Source organism: Bacillus sp. FSL R5-0447 (assembly GCF_038606125.1).
GTDB classification, from domain to species: Bacteria; Bacillota; Bacilli; order Bacillales; family Bacillaceae; genus Bacillus; species Bacillus velezensis.
The window spans coordinates 1,139,501-1,153,166 of the sequence record NZ_CP152012.1; the positions used below are offsets into that span (position 1 = coordinate 1,139,501).

Annotated in this window: 13 protein-coding genes; 8 read left to right on the forward strand and 5 right to left on the reverse strand. The window is 47.2% G+C overall.

What is annotated here, in order from left to right; all coding sequences use genetic code 11:
- Nucleotides 1-15: 15 nt before the first annotated feature.
- The 3 genes from hemY to NYE68_RS05935 all read left to right on the forward strand — a co-directional run bounded on the left by hemY (nucleotide 16) and on the right by NYE68_RS05935 (nucleotide 4,578).
- Nucleotides 16-1,449 (forward strand): protoporphyrinogen oxidase, encoded by a 1,434-nt coding sequence (gene hemY / locus NYE68_RS05925; RefSeq protein WP_014417341.1) that lies wholly within the window; start codon nucleotides 16-18, stop codon nucleotides 1,447-1,449.
- A gap of 148 nt (nucleotides 1,450-1,597) precedes the next feature.
- Entirely contained in the window at nucleotides 1,598-2,170 is a 573-nt protein-coding gene (locus NYE68_RS05930) for a TetR/AcrR family transcriptional regulator (RefSeq protein ID WP_003155219.1), read from the forward strand.
- A 74-nt stretch (nucleotides 2,171-2,244) separates the two neighbouring features.
- Nucleotides 2,245-4,578 (forward strand): YhgE/Pip domain-containing protein, encoded by a 2,334-nt coding sequence (locus NYE68_RS05935; RefSeq protein WP_324635967.1) that lies wholly within the window; start codon nucleotides 2,245-2,247, stop codon nucleotides 4,576-4,578.
- 62 nt (nucleotides 4,579-4,640) lie between these two features.
- Here NYE68_RS05935 and fabHB read toward each other — a convergent pair whose 3' ends face one another.
- Nucleotides 4,641-5,618: a beta-ketoacyl-ACP synthase III FabHB gene (fabHB, locus tag NYE68_RS05940; protein WP_007409208.1), complete on the reverse strand. Its 978-nt coding sequence runs from the start codon at nucleotides 5,616-5,618 to the stop codon at nucleotides 4,641-4,643.
- Nucleotides 5,619-5,755: 137 nt separating this feature from the next.
- Nucleotides 5,756-5,962 carry a hypothetical protein gene (locus tag NYE68_RS05945; protein WP_015239516.1) on the reverse strand — a complete coding sequence of 69 codons (207 nt, stop codon included), beginning with the start codon at nucleotides 5,960-5,962 and terminating at the stop codon, nucleotides 5,756-5,758.
- Nucleotides 5,963-6,084: 122 nt separating this feature from the next.
- Here NYE68_RS05945 and NYE68_RS05950 point away from each other — a divergent pair, with 122 nt between their 5' ends.
- Nucleotides 6,085-7,125 (forward strand): M42 family metallopeptidase, encoded by a 1,041-nt coding sequence (locus NYE68_RS05950; protein ID WP_015417161.1) that lies wholly within the window; start codon nucleotides 6,085-6,087, stop codon nucleotides 7,123-7,125.
- A 40-nt stretch (nucleotides 7,126-7,165) separates the two neighbouring features.
- On the opposite strand, the gene NYE68_RS05955 is transcribed toward NYE68_RS05950, so the two are convergent.
- Together NYE68_RS05955 and yhfH are read right to left on the reverse strand one after the other, a co-directional pair.
- A complete protein-coding gene (locus NYE68_RS05955; RefSeq protein ID WP_003155211.1) occupies nucleotides 7,166-8,455 on the reverse strand; it encodes a cation:dicarboxylase symporter family transporter in 1,290 nt (429 codons plus the stop codon).
- 233 nt (nucleotides 8,456-8,688) lie between these two features.
- The gene (gene yhfH / locus NYE68_RS05960; RefSeq protein ID WP_003155209.1) at nucleotides 8,689-8,823 is read right to left on the reverse strand and encodes a protein YhfH; all 135 of its coding nucleotides are present in this window, start codon (nucleotides 8,821-8,823) and stop codon (nucleotides 8,689-8,691) included.
- 157 nt (nucleotides 8,824-8,980) lie between these two features.
- On the opposite strand from yhfH, the gene NYE68_RS05965 reads away from it, so the two are divergent.
- The 4 genes from NYE68_RS05965 (at nucleotide 8,981) to NYE68_RS05980 (ending at nucleotide 13,121) form a co-directional block, all read left to right on the forward strand.
- Entirely contained in the window at nucleotides 8,981-9,715 is a 735-nt protein-coding gene (locus NYE68_RS05965; RefSeq protein WP_324635965.1) for an MBL fold metallo-hydrolase, read from the forward strand.
- A 12-nt stretch (nucleotides 9,716-9,727) separates the two neighbouring features.
- Nucleotides 9,728-10,723 carry a lipoate--protein ligase LplJ gene (gene lplJ, locus NYE68_RS05970; protein ID WP_324635964.1) on the forward strand — a complete coding sequence of 332 codons (996 nt, stop codon included), beginning with the start codon at nucleotides 9,728-9,730 and terminating at the stop codon, nucleotides 10,721-10,723.
- 80 nt (nucleotides 10,724-10,803) lie between these two features.
- Complete coding sequence (locus NYE68_RS05975) at nucleotides 10,804-11,448, forward strand: SDR family oxidoreductase (RefSeq protein ID WP_007409203.1); 645 nt, start codon at nucleotides 10,804-10,806, stop codon at nucleotides 11,446-11,448.
- 131 nt (nucleotides 11,449-11,579) lie between these two features.
- Nucleotides 11,580-13,121, forward strand: coding sequence for a fatty acid--CoA ligase family protein (locus NYE68_RS05980; RefSeq protein ID WP_229041512.1), 1,542 nt, complete (start codon nucleotides 11,580-11,582; stop codon nucleotides 13,119-13,121).
- A 47-nt stretch (nucleotides 13,122-13,168) separates the two neighbouring features.
- On the opposite strand, the gene NYE68_RS05985 is transcribed toward NYE68_RS05980, so the two are convergent.
- Nucleotides 13,169-13,564: a hypothetical protein gene (locus tag NYE68_RS05985; RefSeq protein WP_012117225.1), complete on the reverse strand. Its 396-nt coding sequence runs from the start codon at nucleotides 13,562-13,564 to the stop codon at nucleotides 13,169-13,171.
- Between the last annotated feature and the right edge of the window lie 102 nt (nucleotides 13,565-13,666).

Sequence of the window (13,666 nt, forward strand, 5' to 3'; positions counted from 1 at the left end):
AAGAAGGCGATAAAAATGAGTGGCGATAAAAAACATCTGGTCATCATCGGCGGCGGCATAACGGGATTAGCCGCCGCCTTCTACATGGAAAAAGAAATCAAAGAAAAACAGCTGCCGCTTGAGGTCACCTTGATCGAAGCAGGCCCGAGAGCCGGCGGCAAAATTCAGACGGCGCATAAAGACGGCTACATCATTGAGCGGGGCCCGGATTCTTTTTTGGAAAGGAAAAAAAGCGCGCCGCAGCTCGTCAAGGATTTGGGGCTTGAGCATCTGCTCGTCAACAATGCGACCGGCCAGTCTTACGTGCTCGTCAACGAGACGCTTCATCCGATGCCGAAGGGCGCGGTGATGGGCATTCCGACCAAAATCGCTCCGTTCATCTCCACCGGTTTATTTTCTGTTCCCGGAAAAGCGCGGGCGGCGCTTGACTTTGTCCTGCCTGCGAGCAAACCGAAGGAAGATCAGTCTCTGGGTGAATTTTTCCGCAGACGCGTCGGTGACGAAGTTGTTGAGAATTTAATAGAACCGCTATTATCAGGGATTTATGCCGGAGATATTGATAAGCTGAGCCTCATGTCTACGTTTCCGCAATTCTATCAGACTGAGCAAAAGCACAGAAGCCTGATTCTCGGTATGAAAAAATCACGTCCGCAGCCTTCGGGACAGCAGCTGACGGCCAAAAAGCAGGGCCAGTTTTTAACGCTGACGACAGGGCTTCAAACGTTGGTGGAGGAGCTGGAAAAGCAGCTTACGCTGACAAAGGTGATGAAAGGAACGAAAGTCACCCATATCGGCCGCGAGGAGAAAGGATATTCCGTGACGCTTGATAACGGCAAAGTGCTCTATGCGGAAGGATGCATAGTAACAGCCCCGCATAAAGCCGCGGCGAAAATGCTTTCTGATCTGCCGGCGGTTTCATGTCTCAAAGACATGCATTCTACGTCCGTTGCCAACGTCGCCTTAGGTTTTCCTGAGGGAGCCGTCAAGATGGAGCATGAAGGTACGGGATTCGTAATCTCAAGAAACAGCGACTTCTCCATCACGGCCTGCACATGGACGAATAAAAAATGGCCGCACGCGGCGCCGGAGGGCAAAACGCTTCTCAGGGCGTACGTCGGAAAGGCCGGAGATGAATCCATCGTAGATCTTTCAGATAACGAGATCATTAAAATCGTAATGGAAGATTTGAAAAAAGTAATGAAAATGAATGGCGAACCGGAAATGACCTGTGTGACCCGCTGGAACGAAAGCATGCCGCAATACCATGTTGGCCATAAGGAGCGCATCAAAGAGTTCAGAGATGCGCTGAAAGCTTCCTATCCGGGCGTATACGCGACGGGCGCGTCATTCGAAGGGGTGGGCATCCCCGACTGTATCGACCAGGGAAAAGCCGCCGTATATGATTCACTGGCTTATTTATTTGAAACGTACCAGCCTCCGTTATCGTAAAACGGAGGTTTTTTTGCATGTTCCCGTTCTGTAAAGGGAACACCAGTAAAGAGAAAAAACATTTGAATCTTCTTTGCGACTGTGATAAGTTATCTTATGTACAAAATGACTAAAACGTTCAAACGGTCAATTTAACGAGGTGGGAAACATGTCCGTCGATCGGAAAAAGCTCATTCTGGAAGCGGCAACGAAGTCTTTTACACAATTCGGCTACAAAGCAACGACAATGGATCTGGTGGCAAAGCTTGCAAATGTGGGGAAGGGAACCATCTACACGTTTTTCAAAAACAAAGAAGAACTGTTTGATGATATTTTCACCACTATTTTAAGAGAAATGAAGGAACACGCAGACGAAGCGATGAAACCGGAGCTTTCATTTCACGAAAATGTCCACCGGGCGCTTGTCGCGATTTTGGAATTCAGAAAAACACACCAGCTGACTATTAAAATTTTTCAGGAGAACGCCGAGATTGGTACAATAGCCGTTCAGGATGTCATTGCGAAAATGGAGCGGGCCATTCTGTCATACATTAAAGAAAAGATAGAAACAGCCATTGAAAACGGAAGCATTAAACCGTGTGATCCGGAACTGACCGCTTTTGTGATGCTCAAGCTCTACATCGCGCTGATATTTGACTGGGAAAAAAACCATCCGCCTCTTGAAAAAGAGACGATCGCCGAATTGCTGGAAATGTATGTTGGTCAAGGATTATCTAAATAATAGATGATCCTTCACTTTTTAGGTGCCGTGACCGTTTTGTCAAATGAGTCAGTTTGCGGAAGGAGGCAACAGGGTTGAATACAATAAAAAGCCAGTGGAAAGACATTGTAACGAACAAGAAACTGTTAATCCCCATCATTGCCATATTATTCGTTCCGCTGATCTACAGCGGAGTGTTTTTGAAGGCGTACTGGGACCCGTACGGCACGGTGGATCAGCTGCCGGTTGTCGTTGTCAACCAGGATAAAGGGGCGGACTACGAAGGGAAACATCTTCAGATCGGTGACGATCTTGTGAAAGAGTTAAAGAAAAATGATAATTTTGATTGGCATTTTTCAAGCGATCTTGATCAATCGTTAAAGGACTTATTAAATGCTAAATATTATTTATTGGTCGAGATTCCTGAAGATTTTTCGAAAAACGCCAGCACGGTAATGGATAAAAATCCGAAGAAGCTGAATCTGAAATATCATACGAATGCCGGATCAAACTATGTCGGCGCGACAATCGGGGAAAAGGCGATCGACAAACTGAAAGCCTCCGTGTCGAAAGAAGTGACAGAGCAATACGCAAAAGTCATTTTTGATAACTTTAAAGATATTGCCAAAGGGCTCGGCAAAGCCAGCAGCGGAGCCAAGAAAATAGACGACGGCACGAAAAACGCGAAAGACGGCAGCGCCAAGCTGAAGGAAAATTTAGCGAAGCTTACTGAAAGCACCGCCACCATCAGCGATAAAACGCAGCAGCTTGCAGACGGAGCGGCGAAAGTGACAAGCGGAATTCAAACGCTTGACAGCTCTATCGCAAAACTTCAGAGCGCAAGCGCCGAAATTCAAGATAAATCAGGACAGATTGCTTCAGGAGGAGGCCAAGTGGCCAGCGGGCTGAAAACGAGCCTTGACGCACAAAAGCAGCTCCAGCAAAAGCTTCCGGATTTAACGAATGGATTAAGCGCGTTAAACAGCAAGGCGCAGGAAGTGTCGCAAAAAGCGGCGGCATTTGAAGATGCGATCAATTCAGTCAACCTGTCAGACATTGAAAACGCGGTTGGGCAGCTCGAACAGACTGAAAAGGACCTGCAGCAGTTTAAGAAGAAGCTTTCTGATCTGAAAAACAGCCTGGATGCCCGGGATGACGCGGTCAAAAAGGTGATTAAGGACAGTGATTTCTTAACGGATGAGCAAAAAGCGAAACTTGTTCAGCTTCTGAATGAGAAGCTTCCGAAGGCTGACCTTCCGGATTTAGACAATATCGTCAGCCAGCTTCCGTCCGGCGGAGATATTCAGCTTCCGGATATGTCAGTCATAAAAAGCGCGCTCAAAGATGTAAAAGCGAAGGCTGATCAGCTGAAAGCACTGCCTCAGTCCACATCGAAACTGTATAACGGCGCAGCGGCGGTACAAGACGCGATTAACCAGCTGACAGCGGGAACTGATAAATTATACAGCGGAGCGCAGACCGTTTTTGAAAGCCAAAACAAACTGACGGCCGGCATCGGCGAATACAACAGCAAGTTCGGACAGCTCAAATCAGGATCAGAAGCGTTAGTGTCAGGGAGCGGCCAAGTGTCAGGCGGCTTAACGAAACTGCTGGACGCGCAAAACAAAATCCATGACGGCTCGTCCAAAATTGAGCAGGGTCAAGCGTCTCTCGGCACCGGTTTAAGCAAGCTTTTAGACGGCACCGGACAATTGTCCAGCCAGCTGAAAGATGCGGCTGATCAAACCGGGGACATTAAGACAGATGACAAAACGTACAGCATGTTTGCCGATCCGGTAAAAACGGACGATAACGCGATTCATTCCGTGCCTAACTACGGTACCGGACTGACGCCTTATATTCTCTCTATGGGCTTGTATGTCGGCGGATTGATGCTGACGGTCGTATTCCCTCTGAGTGAAGCTTCAGGGCGTCCGAGAAACGGTTTTGAATGGTTCCTCAGCAAATTCAGTGTTATTCTTCTTGTCGGACTGATTCAATCCGTTATTGTCGCCACGGTTCTGTTAAAAGGAATCGGGCTTGATGTGGAAAGCACGTGGAGATTCTATCTCTTTACGATGATTACCAGCATCGCGTTCCTGTCCATGATTCAATTATTGGCGACAACGATGGGGAATCCGGGACGCTTTATCGCTGTCATCATTCTGGTGCTCCAGCTCGGGGCAAGCGGAGGAACCTTCCCGCTTGAACTCCTGCCGGGATTCTATCAAGTGATTCACGGGGCACTGCCGATGACTTACAGCATCAACGGGTTCCGCGCCGTCATTTCAAATGGCGATTACGGCTATATGTGGCAGCAGGCATCCATTCTGTTGGGCATCGCCGTTGTCATGATCGCGCTGACCATCGTGTATTTTACGGTGCAAAGCAAAAAAGAACACAAAACGGAAGAAGAAATAACAGCATAAGAAAAAGAGGCTCTGAGCAGATGCTCAGGGCCTCTTTTTTTTAGATTTCGATCGTCGTACTTTTAAAATCCCCATCTCACCAACAGTCCGGTATACGTCAATCCTCCGCCGAACCCGAATAATACCAGCGTCTGGCCTTCCGACAGTTTTTTTGCTTTCACAGCTTCATCCAATGCGAGAATAATAGAAACCGATGAAGTGTTGCCGTAATATTCAACGCTTGTCAACGTCCGTTCAAGCGGGAAGGGCAGTTTTTCGCAGATGGATTCGATCATCCGCATGTTGGCGCTGTGAGGAACGAACCAATCCAGATCGTCTTTTGAAAAGCCGGCTTTTTCTAAAAGGGCATTGCATTCCTCAGGCACGGTTCTGGCCGCCCATTTATATACTTCGCGCCCGTTTTGCACCATGTTTCCTCCGCCTTTAAGCGGCTCGCCGTTTAATTCTGTGCTCAGTCCCGTGCGATACAGCACGTCCGCGCTTCCTCCCGCTGTTCCTTGCACGGCTGCCAAAAAGCCCGGCGCTGATTCATCGCGTTCCACCAATAGGGCGCCAGCAGCGTCTCCGAAAAGAACGCAGGTCGTCCGGTCAGTATAATCCGTTACCTTTGATAATGTTTCACCGGCAATGACAATCACTTTTTGATGGGAACCGGCGGTAATTAATGCGTCTGCGAGCTGAAGGCCGTAAGTGAGTCCGGCGCATGTGGCGTTAATATCAAGCGCCCCCGTGTGCGGCCAGCCGAAGTAAGCCTGCACGCGTGCCGCGGTGCTTGGAAACGCATAGTCCGCCGTCGTTGTGGCGACAAGGATCATATCGACATCATCAAGAGTTCCGCTGTATCGTTCTGCAAGGTTTTTCACCGCTTCCACACACAAATCCGATGTGAATTCATGTTCGCCGGCAATGCGTCTTTCCTTCATACCGGTGCGCTGGACGATCCATTCATCAGATGTATCGACGATGCGCTCCAAATCCGCGTTTGTTAATCGGCGTGCCGGAGCATATGTACCGATTGCTGTAATTTTAGATTTTGACATGAAAAAATCACTCCTTTATATCAGATTATAACACCTGATATTATTACTTGGTACTAATTTTAATAAAAAAACCCAAGCAGCATCCGCTGTTTGGGGAGCATGAGAAATCTATTTGTAAAACGGGCTTGTGTGAACGATTACCAATGACGGCAGCAGCGGCGGCATGAATGATGATGCTTCTTTTTTTCTTTCTTCTTTTTACAAGGGTCTTCTTTTTTCTTTTTACAGTGATCTTCTTCTTTTTTACAGCCCCAGAAGGCTGCACCAGACCAATCATCCTCAAACCAATCCTCAAACCAATCATTATGAAACCTTTTCCGCTTGTGCGGTTTACGGCTGATCATACATTTCCCTCCTATGCTCATGCTCCCTTCATTCTATGAAAAAAGAGAAGGAAAAGATTGGACGGGTTATGGATCAAAAGAGTATATTTTAAGAAGAATAAAATTGATAGGAGGAATGACCTGTGGAAAATATGAAACATACGATGGAACTGATTAAAGAATTGGTGTCGATTCCGAGTCCGACGGGCAATACATACGAGGTTATCGCCTATACAGAAAGTCTTTTAAAAGAATGGGGCGTCTCCTCTTACAGAAACCGCAAAGGCGGTCTTTTTGTCACAATTCCCGGCCGTGATGATAAGAAACACAGATTGCTGACGGCGCATGTCGATACGCTCGGCGCGATGGTAAAGGAGATAAAGGCGGACGGCCGGCTGAAGATTGACTTGATCGGCGGCTTCCGATATCACTCGATTGAAGGGGAATATTGCGAGATCCAAACTTCTTCCGGCAAAACCTATACAGGCACCATCTTAATGCATCAGACTTCAGTGCACGTCTACAAGGATGCCGGCAAGGCAGAGCGGAATCAGGAGAATATGGAAGTCCGCCTTGATGAGCCTGTCCGGACGAAGGAAGAGACGTCCGATCTCGGCATCAGGGTCGGCGATTTCATCTCATTTGACCCGCGCGTGCAGATTACGCCGAGCGGCTTTATTAAGTCCCGTCATCTTGATGACAAAGCGAGCGTGGCTCTGCTCTTGAATTTAATCCGCCGCATCACGGAAGAGAAAATCGAACTTCCGTATACGACGCATTTTCTGATTTCTAATAATGAAGAAATCGGTTACGGAGGCAATTCTAACATTCCTCCTGAGACCGTCGAATACTTGGCTGTTGATATGGGGGCGATCGGCGACGGCCAGTCTACGGATGAATATACCGTCTCCATTTGCGTGAAGGATGCGAGCGGCCCGTACCATTATCAGCTCAGAAAACATCTGGCCGGGCTTGCGGAGCGCTATGGCATTGATTATCAGCTTGATATTTATCCGTATTACGGTTCTGATGCCTCAGCAGCCATCCGTTCGGGCCATGACATCGTCCACGGGCTGATCGGCCCGGGAATTGACGCTTCACACGCATTTGAACGCACGCATGAATTATCGCTTCTTAATACGGCGAAGCTTTTGCACCGGTACGTTCTATCGCCGATGGCATAAAAAACCCTGCGCGGAAATCATTCCGTGCAGGGTTTTCATTTTAACCTGAGATGGTTGTGTTTTGTTCTGTTTTGGCGAGGCTCATGACCTTCGCGCCTTTAACGGGATCATACTGGCCTTCCCATTTTGACATCACAACGGATGCCAGCGCGTTTCCGGTCAGATTGACGACCGTACGGGCCATGTCCATAATCCGGTCAACACCGGCGATGAATGCAAGGCCTTCTGCAGGAATGTTGAATGCGCCTAATGTCGCAAGCAGGACGACGAAAGAAGTCCCGGGCACGGCAGCCATTCCTTTGGAAGTGACCATCAAGACAAGCACAAGGGTAATCTGCTGCCAAATGGACAAGTCAATGTGGTATACCTGAGCGAGGAATAAAGCGGCGATAGATTGGTACAGCACAGATCCGTCTAAGTTAAAGGTATATCCGATCGGCACAACAAAGGAAACAATACCTTTCGGACAGCCGATTTTCTCCATTTTTTCCATAACGCGGGGGAGTACGGTTTCGGAGCTTGACGTACTGAACGCTAATAAAATTTCATCCTTCATATAGGCGAGGAATTTGAAAATGTTTACTCCGGCAAGCTTTCCGACGATTCCGAATACAACAATGAGAAAGAAAGCCAAAGCTACATATACTAAACCGACCAGTTTACCGAGTGAAAGCAGGGAACTGAGCCCAAATTTGGAAACGGTAACACCAATCAACGCAAAAACACCAAACGGCGCAACTTTCATGACGAGGTTCACAACATGGAACATCGCATGAGAAACACCTTCAAAGAAGGCCAAGACAGGCTTTCCTTTTTCACCGATTGCCGAGATGCCGAGTGCAAACAGCACGGTAAAGCAGATGATGGCAAGCAGATCTCCTTCGGCTAATGATTGGAAGAAGTTTGTCGGTACGATATGCAGGAATGTGTCTGCGATAGATTTGTTATTTTGTTCTTTTTCTGTTTCAACATATTGACTGATATCTGTTTTTTGAGCTTCATGTATATTAACGCCTGTTCCCGGATGAAACAGATTCGCCAAAGCCAGCCCGAGAATAATGGCAAAAGTGGTAATGATCTCAAAATACAAAATCGTTTTGAAGCCTAATTTTCCGACTTGTTTTCCGCTTCCCGCGCCGGCAACGCCGATGATTAAGCTGGAGACGACAATTGGAATCACTATCATTTTGATTAAGCGTAAAAACAAATCGCCGATAGGCTGTAAATATGTTGGAATGGCGGGATTGCCGTACCAGATGACACCGACTACAACCCCTAGTATGAGTCCGACGAAAATTTGCGTCGCTAGTCCAAAGCGTAATTTTTTCATAGATTACCTCCCGAAGAAAAAAGTGCAATAAGTATCTAAAAAGATAGCTATTAGAACAAATTATAATAGAAAAGAAAACAATCCGTCTATAGAAAAATATAGATTGAAAATACTGAATCTTTTAAAACGTACAGATAATTGCTAATAATGGTGAATAACGCCCTATTCAGAAAGTATGATGACGGCCGAAAAAACGGGCGCCGCACAACTTAGAATTGTGCGGCGCCCTATTGTCACATATCCTTAATTTTCAAGCAGTCATTGCACAGATTAATGTGACACTCATACTGCTCAACAATCTCATTTCCGCATTCTTCGCATTTCTTACCGGGTAAATTTCTGAAAAAATCCGACATCTTTTCCAACATACCCATCCCTCTTTCATTGTTTTGTCTCTACATTGTATTATAACAGTTTGAGAAAATCAACGGCTGTTTTGACACAATGTTTAAAACATGCAATTTGTACGAAAAATAGGTATATTGGAGGAAAGGATCTTTTTATCATAAACATTCGGAGGATTATATGAAAGTTACTGTTATTGGATGCTGCGGCGGGTTTCCGGCCGCAAACGAAGCAACTTCAGGCTATCTGTTTCAGTCCGGCGGCTATTCTCTGCTCGTCGATTGCGGAAGCGCCGTATTATCAAAGCTGTTTGCCTATGTTCCGGCAGAAGAGCTTGATGCCGTCATTTTGTCCCATTATCACCATGATCATATCGCTGATATCGGGCCGCTTCAATTTGCCAAACAGGTCGGCTCCTTTCTCGGAAAAGGGACGCATGCACTGCCGATTTACGGGCATGATGCTGATATAGAACAGTTTGAGCGCCTTACATATAAAACGCATACAAAAGGAGTGGCCTATCAGCCGGACCGCCCGCTTTCTCTAGGTCCGTTCACCATTACCTTCCTGAAAACGGTGCATCCGGTCACTTGTTATGCGATGCGGATTACTGACGGTTCAGCTTCTGTTGTGTATACGGCTGATTCAAGCTACCAGGACGCGTTTATCCCTTTTGCGGAAAATGCCGATCTGCTGATCTGCGAGTGCAATTTTTACGCGGACCAGGACGGCACGTCAGCCGGCCATATGAACAGTTTGGAAGCCGGACGTATCGCGAAGGAGGCCGGAGCGGGGGAGCTGATTCTCACGCATCTGCCTCATTTCGGCGAGCACCTGAAGCTGAAAGAAGAAGCGGAATCCGTGTTCGGGGGCGAAGTGACAATCGCCGCTTCCGGATTGAAGTGGGAGAAATAAAGGAGGAGCACCATGTTATTTATCGACAACCAAAACATAACCGACCCGAGGATCAACCTCGCGATCGAGGAATATTGCGTGAAGCATCTCGACCCTGAACAGACATACCTGCTGTTTTATGTCAATCAGCCGTCGATTATCATTGGTAAGAACCAAAACACAATAGAAGAAATCAATACGAAATACGTAGAAGATAACGGAATCATCGTCGTCCGCAGGCTGTCAGGAGGCGGTGCGGTTTACCATGACCTCGGGAATCTGAATTTCAGTTTTATCACTAAGGATGACGGCGACAGCTTTCACAATTTTAAAAAATTCACCGAACCCGTTATTCAGGCGCTGCGCCAGCTCGGTGTGGAAGCTGAATTAAGCGGCCGAAACGACATCGTCGCGGACGGCAGAAAAATTTCCGGCAACGCTCAATTTTCGACGAAAGGGCGTATTTTCAGCCACGGAACATTAATGCTGGATTCCGCCATTGATCATGTTGTGTCAGCCTTGAAAGTGAAAAAAGACAAAATCGAATCAAAAGGCATTAAGTCGATCAGAAGCCGTGTCGCCAACATCAGCGAGTTTCTTGATGACAAAATGACGGCGGATGAATTCAAAAAGCACCTGCTTCACCATATTTTTAATACAAATGATCTTTCCGAAGTGCCGGAATATAAACTGACCGATGAAGACTGGAAAGCGATCCGGAAGATTTCCGAAGAGCGCTATCAAAAATGGGACTGGAATTTCGGAAGGTCGCCCGCATTTAATCTTCAGCATTCGAAACGTTATCCGGTCGGATCGATTGATCTGCGTCTTGAAGTGAAAAAAGGAATCATTCAGGACTGCAAAATTTTCGGTGATTTCTTCGGTGCGAAAGATGTGAGTGAAGTCGAACAGGCGCTGACCGGAAAACAGTATGACCGAACCGCTATCAAGGAGGCGCTGGCCGGAATCGATCTGAAACAGTATTTCGGCAAAATAGAGCTGGAAGATTTCCTCGAGCTGATTTATTAGAACATTTGCCGAACGCATGATTTGAATCAGCGCCCGTTTTTGTGAAATGATAGAACCATAATGAATGGGGAGGGATCATGATGAAAGTATTTCTCATCGGAGCAAACGGACAGATCGGACAGCGGCTGACCGGGCTGTTTCAAAAAGACGGCACGCATACGCTGCGGGCGATGGTCCGGAAACAAGAGCAGAAAGAAGCGCTTCAAGCCGCGGGAACAGAAGCCGTTCTTGCAGATTTGGAAGGAAGCCCGGAAGACATCGCGAAAGCCGCTGAAGGCTGTGACGCGATTGTGTTTACCGCCGGATCAGGAGGAAGCACCGGATACGATAAGACGCTTTTGATTGATCTTGACGGAGCCGCGAAAGCGATAGAAGCGGCAAAGATAGCCGGCATCAAGCGGTTCATTATGGTAAGCGCCCTTCAGGCTCATAACCGCGGCAATTGGAATGAAGCGCTGAAGCCGTATTACGCCGCAAAGCATTATGCGGATAAAATTCTTGAAGCGAGCGGTCTGACGTATACGATTATCCGGCCGGGCGGGTTATTAAATGATCCCGGCACGGGAAATATCAAAGCCGCGGCTGATTTAGAAAGAGGTTCCATTTCAAGAGACGATGTCGCCAAGACCGTTATCGCATCCCTTGATGAACCGAATACGTATGAAAAAGCATTCGATCTGACAGCGGGCGGCACGCCGGTCAGTGAAGCGCTGAAACAATTATAGTTTCCGGTTTTACGGCACTCGGGGCTTTTTGCCCTTGAGTGTTTTTCTATATTTTTCTATAATAAAAGTGAACGTTTATTCCGGATAAATGAATGACTATTCATTCATTACTTTTTTAAAGGGGTGGGAAAATGAATCTGGTTTCCAAATTGGAAGAAACGGCATCGCAGAAACCGGAAAAACCAGCTTGTCTGTTTCAAGATCAGTACATGACGTATGAGGAGCTGGCAGGTAAAATCAAAGCATTTGCAAACGGCTTGGAGGACAGGGGACTGAAAAAAGGGGATCATCTCGCGCTGCTTCTCGGAAATACGCCCGATTTTGTTATTGCGTTTTTCGGCGCGTTAAAAGCGGGAATTGTCGTCATACCTGTTAATCCGGCATATACACCTTCAGAAATCGCATACATGCTGAAAAACGGCGATGTCAAAGCGATCGCCGGCATCGACCTTTTAATTCCCGTATTTGAAAGCCTGCACGGCTCGCTGCCGCTGCTGGAGCATATCATTATCAGCCAGACAGCAGAGAACGCTCCATCGACAGAAGACCCTCAATTGCGCTTAAAAATGACAACGTTTACAAAAATGCTCCGCCCGGCGGAGCGCAGCAGAACTTATCCGACATTGTCCAAAGATGATACTGCCGTCATTTTATACACCTCAGGGACGACCGGAAAACCGAAAGGCGCCATGCTCACCCATCAGAATCTTTTCTCCAATGCAAATGATGTCGCCGGATACTTAGGAATGAATGAGAAAGACAAAATTGTGGCGGCATTGCCGATGTTTCACGTTTTTTGTTTAACCGTTTGTATGAATGCGCCTCTGATGAGCGGAGCGTGTGTCTTAATCGAGCCGCAATTCAGCCCGGCTTCTGTGTTTAAACTGATTAAAAGCCGTCAGGCAACCATTTTTGCCGGCGTACCGACGATGTATAACTATATGTATCAATACGAGCACGGCAAGGCGGAGGATTTTGCGTCCGTCAGACTGTGCATTTCAGGCGGGGCCTCCATGCCGGTCGCTCTGTTGCAGACGTTTGAACAAACCTTTGACGTCACCATTCTGGAGGGGTACGGACTTTCTGAAGCGTCTCCGGTTACTTGTTTTAATCCATTTGACCGGGGGAGAAAGCCCGGCTCGATCGGGACGAATATTTTACATGTCGAAAATAAAGTCGTCGATACGCTCGGACGCGAATTGCCCGACCATCAAGTGGGAGAATTGATCGTAAAAGGGCCGAATGTGATGAAAGGCTATTACAAGATGCCCGAGGAGACGGAGCACGCGCTGAAAGACGGCTGGCTGTACACGGGTGATTTGGCGAAGCGCGATGAAGACGGTTATTTTTATATCGTCGACAGAAAAAAAGATATGATTCTCGTCGGCGGATACAACGTCTATCCGCGCGAAGTAGAAGAAGTGCTCTACAGCCATGAGGGCATTAAAGAAGCCGTGGTCATCGGCGTTCCTGACGCCAAAACGGGGGAAGCGGTGCATGCTTATATAGTGCCGGGGGACGGTGAGCTGACAGAGCAGGCGGTTTTTGATTACTGTGAAACACATTTGGCAAAATATAAACGGCCGGCGGAAGTGGTTTTTCTTGATGAGATTCCGAAGAACGCGACCGGGAAGCTGCTGAGGCGGGCGGTCCGGGACATGCTTCCGAAATGACGGACGAAAAGCGAAGCCGGGGGCTTCGCTTTTACATGCTGATCCGGTCAGCTCTGCGATTCTTCCTTAATGATGCTTTGCACAAGCTTCGTATCATGCCGGGTCAGTTTGTAATACGTGTTTTTATACTTGTACAGCATATAATTGCCGCCTTCGAGCCACATGCTGAATGAATCGAAACGGTCTTCATGGTATTTGACCGTTCCGTCGTAATCGGGAGATACGCTTTTGGTCAGTTTGACTTGTTTTCCTTGGTTCAAGATATCGAGCATATCTTTTACATTCTGCCTGTCTTTAATTTTGATTTCTTTTTTTCCGTGCTCAGACAGAATAATCAGATCTGCGTTGCTTGATGGAAACACATCGCCGGTCCGGCTGTATACATAGAAGAAAGCAATAACCAAAAGGGCGATTACTACAATAAACGCGATTATTTTTTTCATATTCATCACTCCGTTTTTTAGTCTTTCCCGCTTCCTGTTGTTCCATTCTTTTCTGTTGTGAAAAGATTAACATCCGTTTCGGAGGCTTGGTTCTATTTATTT

Excerpts from the sequence above, each read along its gene's own strand:
- hemY (WP_014417341.1), top strand. The coding sequence starts at position 16 with ATGAGTGGCGATAAAAAACATCTGGTCATCATCGGCGGCGGCATAACG.
- NYE68_RS05930 (WP_003155219.1), top strand. The coding sequence starts at position 1,598 with ATGTCCGTCGATCGGAAAAAGCTCATTCTGGAAGCGGCAACGAAGTCT.
- fabHB (WP_007409208.1), bottom strand. The coding sequence starts at position 5,618 with ATGTCAAAATCTAAAATTACAGCAATCGGTACATATGCTCCGGCACGC.
- NYE68_RS05945 (WP_015239516.1), bottom strand. The coding sequence starts at position 5,962 with ATGATCAGCCGTAAACCGCACAAGCGGAAAAGGTTTCATAATGATTGG.
- NYE68_RS05955 (WP_003155211.1), bottom strand. The coding sequence starts at position 8,455 with ATGAAAAAATTACGCTTTGGACTAGCGACGCAAATTTTCGTCGGACTC.
- yhfH (WP_003155209.1), bottom strand. The coding sequence starts at position 8,823 with ATGTTGGAAAAGATGTCGGATTTTTTCAGAAATTTACCCGGTAAGAAA.
- NYE68_RS05965 (WP_324635965.1), top strand. The coding sequence starts at position 8,981 with ATGAAAGTTACTGTTATTGGATGCTGCGGCGGGTTTCCGGCCGCAAAC.
- lplJ (WP_324635964.1), top strand. The coding sequence starts at position 9,728 with ATGTTATTTATCGACAACCAAAACATAACCGACCCGAGGATCAACCTC.
- NYE68_RS05975 (WP_007409203.1), top strand. The coding sequence starts at position 10,804 with ATGAAAGTATTTCTCATCGGAGCAAACGGACAGATCGGACAGCGGCTG.
- NYE68_RS05980 (WP_229041512.1), top strand. The coding sequence starts at position 11,580 with ATGAATCTGGTTTCCAAATTGGAAGAAACGGCATCGCAGAAACCGGAA.
- NYE68_RS05985 (WP_012117225.1), bottom strand. The coding sequence starts at position 13,564 with ATGAAAAAAATAATCGCGTTTATTGTAGTAATCGCCCTTTTGGTTATT.